Consider the following 21,807-nt stretch of genomic DNA (forward strand, 5'->3'; position numbering starts at 1 on the left):
TCTAAATCTCCTATTTAACCGCGCCGAAACTTAATCCGCGCACTAATTGTTTCTGACTAAACCATCCCAAAATAAGAATGGGGACAATGGCCATCGCTGATGCAGCTGATAACTTGGCGTAAAATAATCCTTCTGGACTAGAGTAGCTTGCGATAAAAGCAGTTAAAGGTGCAGCATTGGCGGCAGTTAAAATGAGCGTCCAAAAGGCCTCATTCCACGCTAAAATCACGTTGAGTAATAATGTTGATGCAATACCAGGCAAGGCGATTGGCAAAAGTACATGGAATATCTCTTCTACAATACCGGCACCATCCATACGAGAAGCTTCGAGGATCTCATGGGGGATTTCTTTGAAGTAGGTATAAAGCATCCACACCATAATAGGTAAATTAATCAACGTCATTACAATCACTAAACCCAACTTAGTGTCTAATAAGGAAAAGTCCCGAAACAACAAATAAATTGGAATTAATACTCCCACCGGGGGTAGCATTTTGGTTGATAACATCCACATCAATAAATTTTTAGTACGTTTATTTTGTACAAAGGCCATTGACCAAGCGGCTGGAATTGCAATTAGCAGTCCCAACAAACTAGAACCAACAGAGATAACAACTGAGTTCCAGAAATGGTCGAAGTACGGAGAACGATTTAAAACATCGGAATAATTCACAAGTGTCCAATCAAACATGAATAAACTTGGACTAGCGGAAATCGCTTCAGCTTCTGTTTTAAAACTCGTAATTAAGGTCCACAAAATGGGGAAAAATATCATTCCACTTATGGTCCACGCTAAAAGGGTATAAATTATTTTTGATTTATTACTGTTTTTGTTAGCCATCACTTAATCCTCCAAGTTCTTGCCGATTAGACGCATAAGGAAGATAGCGACTATATTGGCGATAATTACCGCTACAATACCTCCCGCAGAGCCTCCTCCAACATCAAATTGAAGTAATGATTGGGTATAAATCAAATAGGTAATATTGGTTGACGCATACCCTGGACCACCGCTGGTGGTAACCAGTATTTCCGCAAATATTGATAATAAAAAGATTGTTTCGATTAATATAACTGCGGTGATTGCGCGTGATAAATGGGGTAAAACAATATAATAAAATTTACTAAAGGGCCCTGCACCATCAAGATCAGCGGCTTCTAATTGCTCACGATCTAAAGACTGAATTGCTGTTAGCAAAATTAATGCAGCGAAGGGTAACCATTGCCATGAAACAATAATAATGATTGATAACAATGGAATTTGTGCAAAGAAGTCAACCGGCGCAAAGCCTAACCAATTTGCAAAGTGTGCAAACAATCCGTTGACCGGATTCATAAACATATTTTTCCACACCAAAGCGGAAACCGTAGGCATAACAAAAAACGGTGCCAAAACCATTATGCGTACATAGTTGCGACCCCAAATAGCTTGGTCTAGTAATATGGCTAAACCTATTCCGCCACAGATGGTAATTAATAACACACCACCAACTAACCAAAGGGTATTAAAAAAAGACTCGATAAATGCGGGATCAGTAAGGAAAAATTCGTAGTTGAGAAAACCAACGAAATCATTATTTCCGGGAATGAGAAGATTGTAATCCAAAAAAGAGAAATATAACGTCATGCACAGGGGCACTATCATCCACGCCAACAACAAAATGACTGATGGAAATAGCATTATTCTAGCCAAAGTACGAGATTGTGTTGTTGCCATAACCTAGACCTCTTACAAGCAAAAAATATGGGTAAGCGATTCACACTTACCCGCGTAACTAAATAAACTTACTTTGGATAACGCGCTTTGCGCATAGCACGCTCAACTAAGCGTTGTGCACTTGCTAAAGCTTGTTTTACGGTCATTTGACCAGTAAGCGCTGCCGTAAACTGTTGACCTACTGCCGTACCTATTCCTTGAAATTCAGGAATAGCAACAAACTGCACACCAACATAAGGAACAGGATCTACTGTCGGATTTTTCGGATCAGCAGACTGTATTGAATCCAAGGTAATTTGAGCAAAAGGCGCTTCACTCATATACTGAGGATTGTTGTATAAAGAGGCGCGTGTGCCTGGAGGTACTTTCGCTCATCCTTTTTTGTCAGCCACCAAAGCTGAGTAGTCTTTGGATGTGGCCCAACTGATAAACTTCATAGCCGCGTCAGATTTTTTACTGCTTGAGGGTATAGCTAATGTCCAAGCCCATAACCAATTGCCGCGTTTACCTAGGCCCATATCAGGCGCAAGAGCAAAACCGACCTTATCAGCAACTTCTGAATCAGTTTCATTTGTGACAAATGCACCGGCTACAGTGGCATCTATCCAAATTCCACATTTACCTGTTTGAAATAATGCTAAATTTTCATTGAACCCGTTAGCAGACGATCCCGGAGGACCAAACTCTTGCATCACATCGACATAGTATTGCAGGGTATCGTGCCAGGCTTTGGTATTAAATTGAGGTTTCCAGTTTTCATCAAACCAGCGAGCGCCAAATGAGTTAGACATAGCAGTGATGAGTGCAATGTTTTCTCCCCATCCAGCTTTACCACGTAAACAAAGCCCATACACGCCCCCTTGTTTATCGGTCATTGCTTTTGCTGCTTTGCGAATAAATTCCCAAGTAGGCTTTTTAGGCATGCTAAGACCGGCTTTTTCCATTAGATCAGTTCGATACATCACCATTGAACTTTCACCATAAAAAGGCGCAGCGAACAATTTATCGTCTACCGATAAACCACTTCTTATGGCAGGCAGCAGATCTTCAACATCATAGTCTTCACCAAGGTTATCTAACTCTTTAAGCCAACCCTGCTTTCCCCAAATGGGTACTTCATATGTACCTATGGTCATCACATCATATTGCCCACCGCTTGTGGCAACGTCTGTGGTCACTCGTTGGCGGAGAATATTTTCTTCCAGTGTGACCCACTTCAAGTTGATACCAGGATTTTTACTTTCGAAATCACTACTTAATTCTTTCATAGTGATCATGTCGCCGTTATTAACAGTAGCAATGGTAATAGTTTCAGCACTTACCACTGTGCTAAGTGTCATACAGACAGAAGCTAATATAGATAGTTTTTTTAACATCGGGTATACCCCTTATTTTGAATACTTGTTGCCCCATTTAAGTTAACTAAACGAGGCCCTTCTATTTTTACGTTAATGACTCTTCTTAGGTTAAAGACCTAGAACTTAATTGAAATTTCAGAAGTGAAACCGTCAAAGCCAGTGCCAATTTGACCACCTGAATTTGCGCCTTCATCTTGGTCTACATATTCAACTTTTAACAAAGTTCTATCGTTGAACCAATAACCAGCTGCAACTTGTAAACGTTCAACGGTGTTGTCTGTTTGCTCGATAAGATCTGAGGTATTCTCAGCTTCTGCATAGCGAGCAGCGACATAGAATTTTTAAGGTATAAAATAGTGTTGTGCTTCAAAAGTGTAGTACTTAACCGAAGATTCACCTTTAATTACACTAACTGAATCAAAAGTCGTACCAGAAGGATCTGCTACACCATCGACACCAAAGTAGGTAATGCCTGGCACTGCGTTACCTGCAGAATCAGCAAATGTATAGTCATCTTTCGCTTTACCGAGCATGAAAATTACGCTGGTTTCTGGTGATGGCTGATAGGCCAAGTTTATTTGCATTATTGACTGATCAAGGCCCGGCATTACACCAACATGGGTGTCGCGTTCGCTAGATGGAGAAGCAGAGAAATTGTAGTTTTCACCATCACCGAAGCGATAGTTAGTTGTAGTTAACCCATCCAGGCTAGCAACACCATTTTCAAAACGTAGTTGGTCTCCTTGATTAGCCTGTAGAAAATTCAAACCGGCTTTAAAGCCACCAGCAAACTCTAAGGTACCTTGCAGACGATAGTTAAAACCTCTGTCTTCTTGGAAAGCTTCACCGAAACTAGACGTGGTTATGTGACCCGTTACGTTGTACGCGCGGATCATGCCGCTATCTAAGGTTTTGCTATAACTCAATTGCGCGCCATTTTCTGCAGTAGCGTAATCAGTTATTCCGTTACCAATTAAAGCATTTCCTTGGTTATCAGCACCGTCTTGGAAACCTTTGAATTGAAACGGAGAACCACCAATATTACCTACACGAAGGGTTAGGTTAGAATCTTCACTTGCCATACCGGAAAGTCCGAGAAGTTCAAATTCGATACCCGCATAATCTTGGTGGAAAGAAAAATCTCTGTCGCCGTTATTACCAAAATCATTAGGTTCTTCGGCAATATCTACATCAGCAGCAATATATTCATTAACGTGAAATTTAAACATCAAGTTAACTCTGAGACGGCCAAATCCTGAAGATTGCTCTTCATCAACGGGTCGGAAAGCCCCTTCTTTTGCCTGAATAGCTTGATAGTTTTACATCGCTAAGAAATTTACTTCCGCTAAACCATCCAGAAATTCCGCGGCATTTACCTGAGCAGGAATAGAGGCTGTCATTATTGCTGCAGTGAGCAGGCTCATTTTGCCAAATGTTAAAGTTCGTGATTTAGATTCGAAAAAGCGCTCAGTTCCATTGATATTCGAATTGGTCGAATTAGATTCCTTCGTGTTGGCTAACAAAACTGGTGTTTTATGAATTTTTTTAAACATTGTGAACTCTCTAATTTAGTTACAGATTGGTTTTTAATTATTAAAATTTTTGAATGTTTTTGTTTCCAAATCACATTCGTTTTTCGCCAAAATATATGGGCATTAAAAATAACAAATGAGCCAATGAATACTCTTGGTTATATGCTCACTGTTTGAGCATATTCTTAAATAAGAGTAATTTAGTCAACCTTTAATTAACAATTAATTTTCATTAGTTAATTAATATGGCGATTAAAACCAACAAGAAACCAAATTAAATTATTGTTTTTAAAGTAAATATTATAAATATCGTTATCACGATGTTAATTTAATATTTGTTAAAAGAGTTTAGGTAAAAAAGTAAAAAGTAGGATGATTTTTTATAATTTTGATTAGACCATTTAGCTATAAAGGTTAATAATTTAACCAATAAAGTTTGGTGGGGTTTAATATTGGGAATACCTAGATGAAGATCCATCTGTAGGTTGGGGCTTTAACCCCAATGATTGATAGATTAAAGCTTATATTACAACTTTTTAATGGAAACACTGCCCCCGCTGGTATGCAACTCTAAGGTGGGGCCGCCACCATTTATTTCGCCGCGGATAGATTGTTTTTTAACTCTACCGTCCACATCAAACTCGGAACGCACTCTGCCCCCACTCGTTGAAGCGTCGATATCAATAGCCAATGTATCAAGTAAATATGCAGTAATAGATCCACCAGAAGTTGATAGCTCTGCATCTTTATTCGGTTGCTTAGTCATGGTGACACGAATACTCCCCCCGGAGGTGTGAGCTTCTATTTCACCGTTAATTTCTTTGGTTTTAATTGATCCACCTGAAGTATTTAAAACTACATCACCAGTAATGTTGCCAACATTAATATGGCCACCTGAAGTATGGGCCTCTATATCCCCAATTAGATCATCTATATCAATAGCGCCGCCCGACGTATCTAGCTCCAAATCAAAGTTTTTAGGAAGGGTTATTCTAAATTCAGCCCGTACATCCCTATTCCAACCCCACTTTTTAAGATTGTTCATTTTACCGATTATATGAACACTCTTACCGTTTACATCATGGGTAACTTCGAGTTCATCGGCATCATCACCTTTAATGTCCACCTCCAACAGCACTGTGTCTCTATTATGGGTGTCGACAATTAAACGACCCACATCGGTACGAAGAAATAGTTTGCCACCATTTTCCACATCAATGCTTTCATTAATGTTTCTTGCGGATAGATTAAAGCTCAGCAGTAAAAATAACACTGATAACAGGGTCAGTAATTTAGAATTATTGGTTAACATGGCTTTCTCTTGGTTGTTTTCGTTAAATAGTGAGTCGCAATCTCCAAGCAAAAGGTTTAAACCAAGAATAATTTAATTTGATTAAGTTTTAGGGAGGTCCATGGACTAAAGTCCATGCTACAAATTTAGAATATATCTGTAGGTTGGGGTTTTAACCCCGGTGATTGATAGTTTTAAATCTGATCAACAGCAAAAAAATGCGATCGAACCTCCTAAATTTCCAATAAATCGATCTGATCTAAAATAAAAACCGATCTTTTTTAGGGGTAAATAGGCCAATTTAGGCTGTGTATAACTTTATGTATAAACCCTGTATATCCTGAGGTTATCAACTGGACAGAAAAATAGAAGATCGCCCTTGTGGATAAGATCGCTATTTATCCACATATTATACGCAATTGATCAACTCTTGATCACAGCTTGCGATCGCCAATAACCAACTGATTTAATTACTAAAAAACGCCTTACTAACAGATCATTGCTTGCTTAATAATAATAAAAGTAATCTAAATAGATAAATAGATCATAAAGATTAGTGACGAAGAGATCCCTCGAGATCTAACAAATTATTTAATACACAAACCTTAATATTTCTAACTCTGCATGAATTTTAGGCATTTCAATTAGCTTTAAATAAGTATAAAATACGCGCCCTTTTTTAAACGACGATCGATCTTATGATCTTCGGTGTTTAAAGTTCATACGCGAGTAAGCGAAATTCGAGGCATTTATGTTTTATCAACAAGAATTTGATGTGATTGTAGTCGGTGGAGGCCACGCTGGTACTGAAGCTGCCCTTGCTGCTGCGCGTATGGGAGTGAGAACCTTATTGCTTACTCACAATATTGAAACACTTGGCCAAATGTCATGTAACCCAGCCATAGGCGGGATCGGCAAAGGACATTTGGTAAAAGAGATCGATGCACTTGGTGGTGCAATGGCTTTAGCAACTGACAAAGCCGGTATTCAATTTCGTACATTGAACTCTAGCAAAGGGCCAGCGGTGAGAGCGACCCGTGCTCAAGCAGATCGATCCCTATATCGATTAGCCATTAGAGCCACCCTAGAACACCAAGAAAACCTGACTATTTTCCAACAATCTTGTGATGATCTGATCGTTGAAAATGATCGTGTTAGCGGTGTGATCACGCAAATGGGGTTAAAATTTAAAGCCAAAACAGTTGTCCTAACGGTAGGTACATTTTTAGGTGGAACCATCCATATTGGCATGGAAAATTATAAGGGTGGACGAGCTGGTGATCCCCCTTCGATCGCTTTGGCTGATCGACTAAGGGCGTTACCATTTAGGGTCGATCGCCTTAAAACCGGCACTCCAGCCCGTTTAGACTCTCGTACATTGAACTATGATGCAATGCAAGAACAGCCAGGGGATACACCTCTTCCCGTGGTTTCTTTTATGGGAAAAGTGGAAGATCATCCACGCCAAATTTCTTGTTATATCACCCATACAAATGAAAAAACCCACGATATTATTCGTGGTGGCTTAGACAGATCTCCCATGTATACCGGGGTGATCGAAGGAATTGGACCAAGATATTGTCCATCAATTGAAGATAAAATTAATCGCTTTGCAGATAAAAATTCCCACCAAATTTTTGTTGAACCAGAAGGTTTAAACAGCATTGAGATCTATCCCAATGGGATCTCCACCAGCTTGCCATTTGATGTGCAATTTGATCTGGTGCGATCAATTAAAGGATTTGAAAACGCGCATATTATCCGACCAGGTTATGCCATTGAGTACGACTTTTTTGATCCCCGAGATTTAAAACAATCCTTAGAAACGAAATTTATCCAAGGTTTGTTTTTCGCCGGCCAAATAAACGGTACAACTGGCTATGAAGAAGCCGGTGCACAAGGATTACTCGCTGGAGCTAATGCAGCACTGCAAGTACAAGAAAAAGACTCACTTATTTTGCGCCGAGATGAAGCCTATGCAGGTGTGCTAATTGACGATCTTGCGACTATGGGAACCAAAGAACCCTACAGAATGTTCACTAGTCGTGCCGAATATCGATTATTGTTAAGAGAAGATAATGCCGACGTTCGCTTAACCGCTAAAGGTCGTGAAGTAGGATTGGTTGATGATGTTCGTTGGGCGGCATTTAATCAAAAAATGGAAGCCATAGAACAAGAAAAACAACGTCTTAAAAGTACCTGGATCCATCCAAATCACCCAGCTGTAGACACGTTAAATCCATTGTTGAAAAATCCAGTGAGCCGTGAGCATTCCTTAGAAGATCTGATCCGTCGTCCTGAAATGATTTATCAAAAATTAATGAAAATTGAAGGATTAGGTCCGGCTTTGGAAAATCCACAAGCTGCTGAACAGGTTGAGATACAAATTAAGTATGCCGGTTACATTGAACGTCAAAAAGATGAAATCGCAAAGAGTTTGCGTCATGAAAACACCTTGTTACCAATGGATTTCGATTACAGTACTATTTCTGGTTTATCCAACGAAGTGGTAGCTAAGTTAACCGAGACTCGACCGGAAACTATTGGTAAAGCTACGCGTATATCGGGTATTACTCCAGCGGCAATTTCACTGTTATTAGTCCATCTGAAAAAACAGGGTTTGTTGCGTAAAGATAATAACAGCAACTTACAAAGTGCCTAATGAACGAACTTAAAAGCAGTTTATTGTTAGCGTTTGACCGTGCAGTTCAGGCTTTGCCTATAGAAGTGAGTGAGCAGCAACGGGCAAGCTTAGTCGATTTTGTGCTACTGATGAACAAGTGGAATAAAGCCTATAATTTAACCTCTGTGCGGGAACCACAGCAGATGTTAATCAAACACATTATCGATTCTATTGTGGTAGCCCCCCATCTTGACCGAAGTCACTATATTGATGTGGGTACAGGGCCTGGCTTGCCTGGAATCCCATTGTCAATTATGCATCCTGATAAACATTTTGTGTTATTGGATAGTTTAGGTAAACGTGTTCGCTTTATGAAACAAGCGGCATTTGAATTAGATTTAAAAAATATAGAACCCGTTCAATCCCGTGTAGAGCAGTATTCCAGTGATACTCCACTTGATGGGGTATTGAGTCGAGCATTTGCGTCGATAAAAGATATGTTGCACTGGTGTCAACATCTGGTAGATTCACAAGGTGAGTTTCTTGCGTTGAAAGGTCAATATCCAGAACAAGAAATAGCGCTTCTACCTGAGGGATTTGAAGTGTTAGAATCTATTAAGTTAGATATTCCAGTACTTGAAGGCGAACGTCATCTGATAAAAATCAGAAAAGTTAGTTAGTGCCTACTACTTTAATCAATACCTAAATTTACAGAAAAACGGACGGGAAAGTTGGCTAAGGTCATTGCGATAGCAAATCAAAAAGGCGGCGTTGGGAAAACGACTACAGCAGTTAATGTTGCAGCGTCAATGGCGGCTACTAAACGAAAAGTGCTATTGATCGACTTAGATCCGCAAGGTAATGCAACAATGGGAAGTGGCATCGACAAATATGAAGTTGATTCCACTTGTTATGAACTTCTCATCGAAGATAAACCTGCAACAGAAGTCATCATCAAAGAAACATCTGGTAAATACGATTTAATTGCCGGAAATAGTGATGTAACTGCAGCAGAAATCAAATTGATGGAAGTGTTTGCCAGAGAACTCCGCTTGCGCAATGCATTAGCGCCAGTGCGTGATTATTATGACTATATTTTTATTGATTGCCCTCCCTCGTTAAGTCAATTAACCGTAAATGCCATGGCAGCAGCCGACTCTGTGCTGGTACCTATGCAATGTGAATATTATGCATTGGAAGGCTTAACTGCGTTAATGGACACAATTAAGAAGTTAGCATCAGTGGTAAATCCCGATTTAAAAATTGAGGGCGTGCTTCGAACTATGTATGATCCTCGTAATCGCTTAGCCAATGATGTTTCTGAACAACTTAAACGACATTTTGGCGAACAAGTTTACCGCACGGTTATTCCCCGCAATGTGAGATTGGCAGAAGCGCCCAGTTTTGGCGCGCCAGCCATGTACTACGATAAATCTTCTACGGGAGCGAAAGCCTACTTGGCTTTGGCCGGTGAAATATTGCGCCGTCGTAATAAGATCTTAAAAGAAGCTAGTTAAGAAAAAGGTTAATAGTTGACATGTCGACGAAAAAAAGAGGATTAGGCAGAGGATTGGATGCGCTGTTGGCTACGAGCAGTGCTAAACAAGAAACGGAAGTTTCGGAACGCAGCAGTGAATTGCAAAAACTGCCCATTGAGTTTTTGCAAGCTGGAAAATACCAACCTCGTAAAGATATGTCTCCTGAAGCATTAGATGATTTGGCATCGTCAATTCATTCCCAAGGTATTATTCAACCTATTGTTGTTCGCAAAATTAGTGAAGACAAATACGAAATTATCGCCGGTGAACGTCGTTGGCGCGCATCTCAATTAGCTAAGCTTGATGTGGTTCCCTGTATTATCAAAAATGTGCCCGATGAAGCGGCTGTTGCTATCGCGTTGATAGAAAATATTCAGCGTGAAGACTTAAATGCGATGGAAGAAGCGCAAGCACTTGATCGGCTTATGACCGAATTTGAATTGACCCACCAAGAAGTGGCCGAAGCAGTGGGGAAATCCAGAACCACAGTAACCAACTTGTTACGCCTGAACAATTTAAATGAAGACGTTAAGTTATTATTAGAACACGGTGATATTGAAATGGGTCACGCTCGTGCCTTGCTTGCTTTGCAAGGTGATATGCAGACCGAAGCAGCGCAAACGGTTTCGGGCAAAGGGTTAACCGTTCGCGATACCGAAAGTTTAGTGCGTAAATTCTTAGAGCCACCTAAAGAAAAAGTTGAGCAAAAGGTTGATCCCGATGTTCAGCGTTTGGAAAGTAAGCTATCAGAAAATTTAGGTGCGCCCGTTAGTATTGCCCACAATGCCAAAGGTAAAGGCAAGGTCACCATTAATTTTTCAAGTTTAGACGAATTGGATGGGATTTTAAGTCATATCAAATAACCTAGCTGTAGGTTGGGGCTTCAGCCCCGATGATTTCTAATGTTGGTTTTTCATGGACTAAAGTCCATGCTACAAGGTTGAATAGACTAGCTGTAGGTTGGGGCTTCAGCCCCGATGATTTCTAATGTTGGTTTATTATGGACTAAAGTCCATGCTACGGGATTTGAATAGACTAGCTGTAGGTTGGGGCTTCAGCCCCGATGGTTTCTAATCTTGGTTTTTCATGGACTAAAGTCCATGCTACAGGATTTGAATAAACCAGCTGTAGGTTGGGGCTTCAGCCCCGATGGTTTCTAACGTTGGTTTATTATGGACTAAAGTCCATGCTACAGGATTTGAATAGCCTAGTTGTAGGTTGGGGCTTCAGCCCCGATGAGTTCTGATGTTGGTTTATTATGGACTAAAGTCCATGCTACAGGATTTGAATAAACAAGTTGTAGGTTGGGGCTTCAGCCCCGATAAGTTCTAATGTTGGTTTATTATGGACTAAAGTCCATGCTACGGGATTTGAATAGCCTAGTTGTAGGTTGGGGCTTTAGCCCCGATGGTTTCTAATGTTGGTTTTTCATGGACTAAAGTCAATGCTACAGGGTTGGGTGATAAAACGACCGTTCATCTTTAAAACTACATAAAGTCCCTTAATTTTCCTACCAAAGTGCTATTTTAAAGATAAAAAAGCCGAGTAATATCCCCAGATTAGTGGTTAATTTTGTAGCTAACTATGAATTAATACAAATAACACAACAAAACACGCTTAATGGTTGAATATTTGCGATAAAACAGTATAATTTTGGCGCTTTTTGTTGAGGTTTGAACGCACAGAGGACTAAATTGGCTACTAGCTTAACTACCGAAGGTCGACAGTTGGCTAGAAAAGTACTGGTTTATCAAAGTATTATCGCCATTTTATGTACCATTTTTTTTGTGATTTTTAAAGGCCAAAACAGCGGAATTTCAGCTTTATACGGTGGTATTACCTGTCTAATTCCAGCTTGTGTTTTTGCTTTCTATGCGTTTCGATATGCCGGTGCCACGCAAAATAAGATGGTAGTACGGAGTTTTAACAAAGGCAGTAAAATTAAATTCTTTTTGACCATTATTTTATTCTCTTTAGCATTCAAATGGTCAGAAGTAGAATTTTTGCCGTTATTAGTCACTTATCTGATAACGATGATGGCCCAGTGGCCAATAATCAGTTTTTTACATCGCGTTAAGCGTCCTTCTTAAAGGTCACTGACGAGATGAAATACCAGTATCTTTAACTTTTACAATTTGGATGGAAAAATGGCAGGATCGGGTGGCGAACTAACCATTAGCGGTTATATTCAGCACCATTTGACCAATGCAACTGTCGGAGAAGGGTTTATGACTCTTCATGTCGACACGCTCGCATGGTCTGTGGTTCTTGGGTTGGTGTTTATTTTAAGTTTTCGTGCAGCAGCAAAAAAAGCAACGGTGGGTGTTCCTGGCAAGTGGCAGGCATTGGTCGAGATTATTGTTGAATTTGTTGCTAATACAGTCAAAAGTACCTATCACGGCAAAAGTCCTTTAATAGCGCCATTAGCACTCACTATTTTTGTGTGGGTATTGCTAATGAACCTAATGGATTTAATCCCGGTAGACTTCTTACCTACATTGGCAGCTCTAATTGCTGGCGAGTCTATGGACGTTATCGCCGCGGGCCAATCACATACCTATATGAAAGTGGTGCCTACCACTGATGTAAACATGACTTTCGCATTGTCGATTGGTGTGTTTGTTTTGATGATATTTTATTCCATCAAAATCAAAGGATTCGGCGGCTTTATGAAGGAGCTGTATGCTCATCCGTTTAACACGCCGTGGTTGTACTGGTTCAACTTCATACTTGAATTAGTCTCGTTATTGGCCAAACCCTTGTCTTTATCATTGCGTTTGTTCGGTAACCTCTACGCAGGTGAGCTGATATTTATTCTGATTGCAGGAACCATGGGGCTTTGGCAGTTGCCATTACACTTCATTTGGGCTGCATTCCACTTGTTGGTCATTCCGTTGCAAGCGTTCATATTCATGATGTTAACCATCGTGTATTTGAGTCTGGCAAGTGAAGAACACTAATTTCTATCATTATAATTTTTTTTAAACTTTAACTTAAAACACAAAGGTGAAAATCTATGGAAATCTTGGGTAATCTATATATCGCTGTTGGTATTTTGATTGGTCTATGCGCACTAGGGCCTGCTATTGGCTTTGGTATCTTGGGTGGTAAATTTCTAGAGTCTGCTGCTCGTCAACCAGAACTAGCGCCTACTCTTCAAGTAAAAATGTTCATCGTAGCGGGTCTTATCGATGCTATCGCGATGATTGGTGTGGCTATCGCACTATTCTTATTGTTTGTTGAAAGCGCGAAGTTTGCTGTTTAAGCACAACAATTGTAATCAACGAACTTAGGAGGAGCGGACTTGAATATCAATTTCACTCTAATTGGCGAATTAATAGCTTTTATATTCTTCGTGTGGTTCTGCATGAAGTATGTATGGCCCCCTATTATGGGCGCTATTGAAGACCGCCAACAAAAAATTGCTGATGGCTTAGCTGCTTCAGAACGAGGTGAAAAAGACCTTGAGCTGGCGCAACAAAAAGCGAGTGAGCAATTAAAAGAAGCGAAAGCACAAGCAGCTGAAATTATCGAACAAGCCAAAAAGCGCGCAAATCAGATAGTTGATGAAGAAACGCAAAAAGGCCATTCCGAGCGTGAAAAAATTATCGCGCAAGGTCAAACCGAAATTGAAGCAGAGCGCAACCGTGTAAAAGAAGATCTTCGCAAGCAAGTAGCAGTATTAGCTGTTGCTGGCGCTGAGAAAATCTTGGCGAGAGAAATCGACGCCGCTGCACAAAGTGACATAGTTGAAAAACTTGTCGCTGAGCTATAAGGGGCACATGAGCTATGTCTGAATTGACAACTGTTGCTCGCCCTTATGCTAAAGCAGCTTTCGACTATGCGGTTGAGAAGCAAGCTGTACCACACTGGCAAGAAATGCTGGAGTTTGCAGGTGAAGTAGCACAAAACGAGCAGATGACTGACATCTTATCGAGCGCTATGGCTGCCGAAAAACTAGCTGAATTGTTTAGCAGCGTGTGCGGTGAACAACTCAACGAAGCGGGTCAGAACCTAATTGGTGTTTTGGCTGAGAATGGACGCTTAAAAGCGCTACCTGATATTGCATTGTTGTTTAATCAATACAAAGCTGAATTCGACAAAGAAATTGATGTAGAGGTTACCTCTGCTGTTGAATTAAGTGACAAACAACTGTCTGAAATCAGCGCGTCTCTTGAGACACGTCTTGCACGAAAAGTTAAGCTGAATTGTAACGTCGATGCTGAAATCGTAGCCGGAGTCATTATTAAAGCCGGTGACACAGTAATTGATGGTTCGGTTAGATCAAAACTACACCGTCTATCAGACGTTTTACAATCATAGCGGGGAAATAGAGCATGCAACTGAATTCCACTGAAATTGCAGAACTGATCAAAAAACGAATTGAACAGTTTGATGTAAAAAGTGAAGCTCGTAACGAAGGTACTATTGTTGGTGTAACTGACGGTATCATTCGTGTCCATGGCCTTGCCGATGTAATGCAAGGTGAAATGATTGAGCTTCCTGGTAATCGTTATGCTATCGCATTGAACCTTGAACGAGATTCTGTAGGTGCGGTAGTAATGGGTCCTTATGCGGATCTACGTGAAGGTATGAAAGTCCAATCTACAGGTCGTATTTTGGAAGTTCCTGTTGGCCGTGCCCTTTTAGGTCGCGTAGTTAACACTTTGGGTGAGCCTATTGATGGAAAAGGCGCAATTGATGCTGAAGGTTTCGAACCTGTAGAGAAAATTGCACCTGGCGTAATCGAACGTCAATCAGTAGACCAACCAATCCAAACAGGTTATAAGTCGGTTGATGCCATGATCCCAGTAGGTCGTGGACAACGTGAATTGGTTATCGGTGACCGTCAAACAGGTAAAACTGCTTTGGCAATCGACGCCATCATCAACCAAAAAGGTACTGGCGTAAGTTGTGTATACGTAGCGGTTGGCCAAAAGGCGTCAACTATTGCTAACGTAGTACGTAAACTAGAAGAGCACGGCGCGATGGATCACACCATTGTTGTGGCCGCTTCTGCGTCTGAGTCTGCAGCACTTCAATACTTAGCACCTTATTCTGGTTGTACAATGGGTGAGTTTTTCCGTGACCGCGGTGAAGACGCTCTAATTGTATACGATGATTTGTCTAAGCAAGCTGTAGCTTATCGTCAAATTTCATTGCTACTTCGTCGTCCTCCAGGTCGTGAAGCTTATCCTGGTGATGTTTTCTATCTTCACTCTCGTCTTCTTGAGCGTGCTGCTCGTGTAAACGACGTTTATGTAGAAAAATTCACTAATGGTGAAGTAAAAGGCCAAACGGGTTCATTGACTGCATTGCCAATCATTGAAACTCAAGCAGGCGACGTATCAGCATTCGTACCTACTAACGTAATATCCATTACCGATGGTCAGATTTTCTTAGAATCTGATTTGTTTAACGCGGGTATTCGCCCAGCGGTTAACGCCGGTATTTCGGTATCTCGTGTTGGTGGTGCAGCGCAAACTAAAATCATCAAGAAACTAGGTGGCGGTATTCGTCTAGCCTTGGCTCAGTACCGTGAATTGGCGGCATTCTCGCAATTTGCATCTGATCTTGATGAAGCGACTCGTGAGCAACTTGAGCACGGTGAGCGCGTAACTGAATTAATGAAGCAAAACCAATATGCACCGCTTTCAGTGGGCGATATGGGTGTTTCTTTGTTTGCAGTTGAAAAAGGCTATTTGAAAGGCATTGAATTGAATAAAGTGTTGGATTTTGAAGCATCACTACATTCATTCATGAACGCTGAATATGCTGATCTTATGAAAACACTTAACGACACTGGTAATTACAACGGTGACATTGAAGGCCAGTTAACTGAAGCTTTGGACAAATTCAAAGCAACACAAACTTGGTAATCAATTGGGTAGCTTAACGCTACCCTAACGTTGAGAAATCGGAGATAAGTCATGGCCAGCGGTAAAGAGATAAAAGGTAAGATCGGGAGTATTAAAAACACTCAGAAGATCACCAGTGCTATGGAAATGGTTGCCGCGTCTAAAATGAAAAAGGCGCAAGACCGTATGGAATCCAGCCGTCCATATGCCGAAAGCATGCGACAAGTTATTGGTCACGTAGCCCACGGTAACCTTGAATATCGCCATCCATATTTGGATGAGCGCGAGGTGAAAAGTGTTGGTTACATCGTGATTTCAACTGACCGTGGTCTGTGTGGTGGTTTGAACTCTAACGAGTTCAAAAAAGTTAGCCAAGACGTCAATAAGTGGCAACAACAAGACGTTGAAGTGAGCTTCGCTGCATTAGGCGCAAAAGCATGTGGTTTTTTCGGCCGATTCGGAGGCAAGGTACTTGCTGCTGAATCTGGCATAGGTGATTCGCCAAGTGTTCAAGATGTTATTGGTTTAGTACGCGTAATGTTAAACGCGTATAACGAAGGTGAAATAGACCGTTTGTTTTTGGTCTACAACGACTTTGTCAATACCATGACGCAAGAACCCAGAATCGATCAATTGTTACCTTTGCCTAAGTCTGATGAAGAAGAATTAAAGCATCGTTGGGATTACATTTACGAACCAGATCCAAAACCAATTTTGGAAAAATTAATGGTCCGTTATATCGAATCTCAGGTGTACCAAGGCGTAGTAGAGAATTCTGCGTCAGAGCAAGCCGCGCGAATGGTAGCGATGAAAGCTGCTACCGATAACGCCGGCGATCTAATCGATGATTTGCAATTGGTATACAACAAAGCACGTCAAGCAGCTATCACTCAAGAAATTAGTGAAATAGTTAGCGGCGCGGCAGCGGTGTAGGCAAAGGTTTAAAAATTAATGAGGACTAAACATGAGTCAAGGTAAGGTCGTCCAAATCATTGGTGCGGTTGTGGATATTGAATTTCCACAAGATGCCGTTCCAACTATATATGACGCACTGATAGTTACCGAAGGTAACTTGAAGGGATTAACCTTAGAAGTGCAACAGCAACTTGGTGGCGGTGTGGTACGTAGTATCGCATTGGGAACCACTGACGGGTTGAGCCGCGGGTTAGCTGTAGAAAATACAGGTGCACCTATAACCGTTCCAGTTGGTACCAAAACATTGGGCCGTATTATGGACGTTTTAGGTAATCCAATCGACGAAGCTGGCCCAATTGGTGAAGAAGAGCGTATGTCTATTCACCGTGCAGCGCCTAGCTACGAAGATCAATCAAGTTCTGTAGAACTACTTGAAACTGGTATCAAAGTAATCGACTTGGTTTGCCCCTTCGCAAAAGGTGGTAAAGTTGGTCTATTCGGTGGTGCTGGTGTAGGTAAAACAGTAAACATGATGGAATTGATTCGTAACATCGCAATCGAGCACAGTGGATACTCAGTATTCGCCGGTGTTGGTGAGCGTACTCGTGAAGGTAACGATTTCTATCACGAAATGAACGAATCTAACGTACTAGATAAAGTATCGCTAGTATACGGACAGATGAACGAGCCTCCTGGAAACCGTTTGCGCGTAGCGTTAACCGGTTTGACAATGGCCGAGAAGTTCCGTGATGAAGGTCGTGATGTACTGTTCTTCGTAGATAACATTTATCGTTATACACTAGCGGGTACAGAAGTATCAGCACTACTAGGTCGTATGCCATCAGCGGTAGGTTACCAGCCTACATTGGCTGAAGAAATGGGTGTGTTGCAAGAACGTATTGCATCAACTAAAACCGGTTCAATCACTTCAATCCAAGCGGTATACGTACCTGCGGATGACTTGACCGACCCTAGCCCAGCAACAACCTTTGCTCACTTGGATGCAACCGTTGTATTGTCACGTGATATCGCTTCTTTGGGTATTTACCCAGCGGTTGACCCACTAGATTCTACGTCTCGTCAGCTTGACCCTCAGGTTATTGGTCAAGAGCACTATGACACAGCACGTGGCGTTCAGTCGGTTCTTCAGCGTTATAAAGAATTGAAAGATATCATTGCGATTCTAGGTATGGACGAATTGTCTGAAGAAGACAAATTATCTGTATCTCGTGCTCGTAAGATCCAGCGTTTCTTGTCACAGCCATTCTTCGTTGCTGAAGTATTTACCGGTTCTCCAGGTAAATATGTATCTTTAAAAGATACTATCAGTGGCTTTAAAGGGATCCTTGCAGGTGAGTATGATCACTTACCAGAGCAAGCTTTCTATATGGTTGGCTCAATAGACGAAGCCGCTGAAAAAGCCAAAGGCAAGTAAGACGCAATATATTGCGTCTTTTCCTTAGTTTTTTCGTAAACCTAAATAGGAGGTCCCATGGCAATGACAGTACATCTGGATGTGGTAAGTGCCGAAGACAAGATTTTTTCTGGTCTGGTAGAAACTATTCAGATTACCGGTAGTGAAGGTGAGCTAGGTATTCATCCTGGACACGCACCTTTAATTACAGCGTTAAATCCTGGCATGGTTCGTTTGGTTAAACAGTTTGGTGAAGAAGAAATCATCTACATCGCTGGTGGACTTTTAGAAGTTCAACCTGGCACAGTAACTGTTTTGGCTGATACAGCTGTTCGCGCAGAAGACTTAGATGAACAATCTGCTTTAGAAGCAAAACGTTCAGCTGAAGAGCATATTGCTAACGGCGGAGCTGATTTTGATTACGCTGAAGCCGCTGCTCAACTTGCAGAAGCCATCGCGCAAATTCGTTTAATTCAGAAATTGCGTAAATAACCAGAATTTAGTTATTCGTAAAAACCCAGCCAAGTGCTGGGTTTTTTATTGCTTGTACATGTTAGTAGGCAGCGAATCGAACTTACAATGATGATCCTGTAACCTTTAACATCATTACACTATCTGAAATTTCTCCAAAAACACCTTCAATCCGTCAACTATTTTTACAGTTACATTTCTGGTCTTTTCTAAATAACTGAAATATAGCTATTTTAATCATGGTATAATATATGCTTGTTATTTGTACAGTGACGTTTGATCAGCGTGCTATTACGCTAAACAACTTTGGAATATTTATGAAAAAACTAAAACTATTTTCTCTGGCTATTTTCTTGTTCACGGTCACTAACCTTGCAAATGCAGCTTTAATCAAATTTAACGCAACTGGTGTAGCTGGGGTGTCTGGTTTTGTAGAATTCGATGACAGTTTGTTTAGTGGAACTAGTGGTCAAATTCTTTCCAATTCCATTGTCACTGATCTGAGCTTAGATGTGTTTGGCGAGTTATTTTCATTGGCAGACGTGGCATTAACAGCTAGCACCATTTTTGATTCAACCGGTCCTACTCCTGTCATAATTAATGGTTCTGGGAACTTAGCAGACAACGGCGTGACAGCAATAGCCTTTTTCCCTGATGGTTTTTCTGGTACCACGTTTGACGGTGACGCATCACTATCCACTGGGCCAACTGGAAGCTTAGCTGATACAGATTTCTTTGCGGTAAAATGGGAAGTGGCTACAGAGGTACCTGAACCAAGTGCATTGCTGTTGTTAAGCGCAGGACTACTTCTGTTTGGTAGAAGAAAAACTAAATAAAAAGTACCTGTTGTAACATTAGACAAAACCCAGCCAAGTGCTGGGTTTTTTTATAACTAAGCTTTTGTAATAATTATAAATTGACCATAAAAGCAGATTAATACTGGTTTCAAAAGTGAACTCTGGTTTATAGTTAATCCATATAAATCAGCGTAAGGACGTTGTTCTTTGATATGAAAATCAAAACTATCATGACCACAGATATAGTTTGTGTACAAATGGACAGCACCTTATCTGAGGTAAAAAGATTATTTGAAAATCACCGCTTTCATCATTTGCTTGTTGTTGAGAATACCAAGCTAGTGGGCATTCTCTCCGATAGAGATTACTTAAAAGCAATTAGCCCGAATATTGATACAGCTGTTGAATCGCTAAAAGATGTAGCTAGTTTAAACAAGCGGGTGCACCAAATAATGAGTCGAGACTTAGTCACCCTACCCCCCACCAGCGGACTTTTCAAAGCCATTCAAATGTTTAATTCACATCGAGTTTCTTGTATCCCCGTTATAAATGTAAATTTTCAACCGGTGGGTATTCTAAGCTGGCGAGATATCTTTAAGTTTGTAGAGACAAAACAGTTAGAAAAATACCTTTCAAAATAGATTAGATAACGGGCTAATGACAGAGTTTCCACCTCGTTGCAAAATATGTGTATATATTTGCGTGGTGCGAAGATCAGCATGGCCCAGTTGATCTTGAACCGTACGAATATCGGCCCCTGATTGCAGCAGATGAGTTGCGAAGGTATGACGTAGGGTGTGAGGAGTTACATGCTTAGTTATCTGCGCAGTATTACTTGCCGTCCGTATTGCTTTTTGTAGGCCTGTCTCATCGATATGATGACGCCGTAATCTTTTAGTTTCCGGATCGATAGATAACCTTTTTGACGGAAACAGATACTGCCAACCCAGTTCTCTACTTGCAGACTTAAACTTCACTCGTAGTCTATTGGGTAACCACACCCCTGAAAAATCAGGATTAGCATTATCAGCGTCCAAATACTGCTCCACCGAAATGATTTGTTTGTGTAGATCAGATAATAAACTGTCAGCAAGGGTCACTACCCTATGTTTACCGCCTTTACTGTTCCAAATGCGCACAGATTTATAGTCAAAATCAATATCTTTAACCCGCAAACGAATACATTCCATGAGCCGCAACCCACTGCCATATAAAAGCGAAGCAGGCAATTTATAATTGGCATTGATACAATTAAGTAAACTACGTATTTCAGGCTGCGTTAGCACAACAGGTAGTTTCTGCTGTCGAGTGCTACGCACATATTTCAGCTTCAACGACAAAGGTTTCTCAATAATTTCCTCATACAAAAAAGACAATGCGTTCAACGCAATTTTTTGGGTTGATACGGCAACGTCTAATTCCAATACCAAATGGGATAAAAACTGCTCTACCTCCACATTATGTAACTGCGCAGGATGACGCTTTTTATGAAAAATAATGTAACTCCCTATCCAAGTTAAGTAGGTTTGAATAGTTCGTTTTGCATAATGGCGCTGATACATTTCATCTTTAAGCATTTCCAAAAATGGTGATTTCATATCCTTTACGTTCCTTGTAAAAGCACTGTATAAACAACCAGAATAGACAACTCTTCCGCATAACAGCAATAAAGTGGTAAAAAACTGTACTTTTACAAGAGAAACCCTACCCTAAAGAGCATATTTTTAATCTGTACAGGCACTTGCTAATTATGTTAAAAAAGAACAACGTGAAAACAAGGATTTATTCCGTGTGATAATCGGGATTTTTTCTAACTAAGAATATTGTTATAGCGCAAAGGCGGATATCTACCGTTTATCTCCGAGTTAACTAGCGCTTTTTTCCGCAATTCGCCTGCGGTTCATTCAACTTTAAATCCTTCTATCCAAAACCAGCCTTATCAAATCTAGTTCACAGTAACGTTTATCAATAGTTGCAGTATTCTGGTTGTTTGGTTTAGTCTAGGATAATAATTTTAATCAAGTTGTTGTGCTAACAGTTCGTGGCGGCACAGCCGCGATAGTGAAGTGGGGTGGCGCAATAACAAGCGTATGTTGCTGACCCAAACTCGCGGCCATTGTTCGTGCCTCACAAAGTTTAGGCCACAAGTTTGTGCAGCAAATTCGGACGTTATGAGGTTAAAGAGAATTAATGTTGTGGCAGTCTAAACCTGCTCTCAACTGGTTATTTTTATTGATTTTTAGCTACCGTAATTCGTTCGTTTTTAAAATGTAGTTGTTTATTATTTTTAAGT

General features: G+C 40.8%; 19 protein-coding genes and 2 pseudogenes. 15 read left to right on the forward strand and 6 right to left on the reverse strand.

Features of this window, described 5'->3' with window-relative positions; translation table 11 throughout:
* Positions 1-10: 10 nt before the first annotated feature.
* The 5 genes and pseudogenes from ACYVIL_RS16220 to ACYVIL_RS16240 all read right to left on the reverse strand — a co-directional run bounded on the left by ACYVIL_RS16220 (position 11) and on the right by ACYVIL_RS16240 (position 5,919).
* Positions 11-841 (reverse strand): carbohydrate ABC transporter permease, encoded by an 831-nt coding sequence (locus ACYVIL_RS16220; RefSeq protein WP_303477161.1) that lies wholly within the window; start codon positions 839-841, stop codon positions 11-13.
* A gap of 3 nt (positions 842-844) precedes the next feature.
* Positions 845-1,717: a carbohydrate ABC transporter permease gene (locus tag ACYVIL_RS16225; RefSeq protein ID WP_303477164.1), complete on the reverse strand. Its 873-nt coding sequence runs from the start codon at positions 1,715-1,717 to the stop codon at positions 845-847.
* Between the two features lie 68 nt (positions 1,718-1,785).
* Positions 1,786-3,093, reverse strand: a pseudogene (locus ACYVIL_RS16230) (ABC transporter substrate-binding protein).
* 98 nt (positions 3,094-3,191) lie between these two features.
* A pseudogene (locus ACYVIL_RS16235) lies at positions 3,192-4,499 on the reverse strand (hypothetical protein).
* Between the two features lie 634 nt (positions 4,500-5,133).
* Positions 5,134-5,919 (reverse strand): DUF4097 family beta strand repeat-containing protein, encoded by a 786-nt coding sequence (locus tag ACYVIL_RS16240; protein ID WP_460313479.1) that lies wholly within the window; start codon positions 5,917-5,919, stop codon positions 5,134-5,136.
* Between the two features lie 730 nt (positions 5,920-6,649).
* On the opposite strand from ACYVIL_RS16240, the gene mnmG reads away from it, so the two are divergent.
* The 15 genes from mnmG to ACYVIL_RS16315 all read left to right on the forward strand — a co-directional run bounded on the left by mnmG (position 6,650) and on the right by ACYVIL_RS16315 (position 20,155).
* The gene (gene mnmG / locus ACYVIL_RS16245; RefSeq protein ID WP_460313481.1) at positions 6,650-8,560 is read left to right on the forward strand and encodes a tRNA uridine-5-carboxymethylaminomethyl(34) synthesis enzyme MnmG; all 1,911 of its coding nucleotides are present in this window, start codon (positions 6,650-6,652) and stop codon (positions 8,558-8,560) included.
* The gene (gene rsmG / locus ACYVIL_RS16250; RefSeq protein WP_460313483.1) at positions 8,560-9,201 is read left to right on the forward strand and encodes a 16S rRNA (guanine(527)-N(7))-methyltransferase RsmG; all 642 of its coding nucleotides are present in this window, start codon (positions 8,560-8,562) and stop codon (positions 9,199-9,201) included. The genes mnmG and rsmG overlap by 1 nt, the downstream gene beginning before the upstream one ends.
* A gap of 51 nt (positions 9,202-9,252) precedes the next feature.
* Positions 9,253-10,038, forward strand: coding sequence for a ParA family protein (locus ACYVIL_RS16255; protein ID WP_303477613.1), 786 nt, complete (start codon positions 9,253-9,255; stop codon positions 10,036-10,038).
* A 20-nt stretch (positions 10,039-10,058) separates the two neighbouring features.
* The gene (locus ACYVIL_RS16260) at positions 10,059-10,922 is read left to right on the forward strand and encodes a ParB/RepB/Spo0J family partition protein (RefSeq protein ID WP_303477616.1); all 864 of its coding nucleotides are present in this window, start codon (positions 10,059-10,061) and stop codon (positions 10,920-10,922) included.
* Positions 10,923-11,753: 831 nt separating this feature from the next.
* A complete protein-coding gene (locus ACYVIL_RS16265) occupies positions 11,754-12,149 on the forward strand; it encodes an ATP synthase subunit I (protein WP_303477617.1) in 396 nt (131 codons plus the stop codon).
* 57 nt (positions 12,150-12,206) lie between these two features.
* Positions 12,207-13,019 (forward strand): F0F1 ATP synthase subunit A, encoded by an 813-nt coding sequence (gene atpB / locus ACYVIL_RS16270; protein WP_303477620.1) that lies wholly within the window; start codon positions 12,207-12,209, stop codon positions 13,017-13,019.
* Positions 13,020-13,075: 56 nt separating this feature from the next.
* Entirely contained in the window at positions 13,076-13,324 is a 249-nt protein-coding gene (gene atpE / locus ACYVIL_RS16275) for a F0F1 ATP synthase subunit C (protein ID WP_008842484.1), read from the forward strand.
* Between the two features lie 39 nt (positions 13,325-13,363).
* On the forward strand, positions 13,364-13,834 hold the full coding sequence (gene atpF / locus ACYVIL_RS16280) for a F0F1 ATP synthase subunit B (RefSeq protein WP_460313486.1): 471 nt from the start codon (positions 13,364-13,366) through the stop codon (positions 13,832-13,834).
* Between the two features lie 14 nt (positions 13,835-13,848).
* Positions 13,849-14,382, forward strand: coding sequence for a F0F1 ATP synthase subunit delta (gene atpH, locus ACYVIL_RS16285; RefSeq protein WP_303477628.1), 534 nt, complete (start codon positions 13,849-13,851; stop codon positions 14,380-14,382).
* Positions 14,383-14,396: 14 nt separating this feature from the next.
* On the forward strand, positions 14,397-15,938 hold the full coding sequence (gene atpA, locus ACYVIL_RS16290; RefSeq protein ID WP_303477631.1) for a F0F1 ATP synthase subunit alpha: 1,542 nt from the start codon (positions 14,397-14,399) through the stop codon (positions 15,936-15,938).
* A 51-nt stretch (positions 15,939-15,989) separates the two neighbouring features.
* Complete coding sequence (gene atpG / locus ACYVIL_RS16295) at positions 15,990-16,850, forward strand: F0F1 ATP synthase subunit gamma (protein WP_460313489.1); 861 nt, start codon at positions 15,990-15,992, stop codon at positions 16,848-16,850.
* A gap of 31 nt (positions 16,851-16,881) precedes the next feature.
* Positions 16,882-18,267 (forward strand): F0F1 ATP synthase subunit beta, encoded by a 1,386-nt coding sequence (gene atpD, locus ACYVIL_RS16300; protein WP_303477636.1) that lies wholly within the window; start codon positions 16,882-16,884, stop codon positions 18,265-18,267.
* A 57-nt stretch (positions 18,268-18,324) separates the two neighbouring features.
* Entirely contained in the window at positions 18,325-18,738 is a 414-nt protein-coding gene (locus ACYVIL_RS16305) for a F0F1 ATP synthase subunit epsilon (RefSeq protein ID WP_303477637.1), read from the forward strand.
* A 296-nt stretch (positions 18,739-19,034) separates the two neighbouring features.
* Entirely contained in the window at positions 19,035-19,553 is a 519-nt protein-coding gene (locus ACYVIL_RS16310; RefSeq protein ID WP_216047051.1) for a PEP-CTERM sorting domain-containing protein, read from the forward strand.
* A 173-nt stretch (positions 19,554-19,726) separates the two neighbouring features.
* Positions 19,727-20,155: a CBS domain-containing protein gene (locus tag ACYVIL_RS16315; protein ID WP_216047050.1), complete on the forward strand. Its 429-nt coding sequence runs from the start codon at positions 19,727-19,729 to the stop codon at positions 20,153-20,155.
* Here the strand turns inward: ACYVIL_RS16315 and ACYVIL_RS16320 are convergent.
* Complete coding sequence (locus ACYVIL_RS16320; RefSeq protein WP_216047049.1) at positions 20,147-21,112, reverse strand: integron integrase; 966 nt, start codon at positions 21,110-21,112, stop codon at positions 20,147-20,149. The genes ACYVIL_RS16315 and ACYVIL_RS16320 overlap by 9 nt on opposite strands.
* Positions 21,113-21,807: the final 695 nt, after the last annotated feature.

The organism is Aliiglaciecola aliphaticivorans, assembly GCF_054782055.1.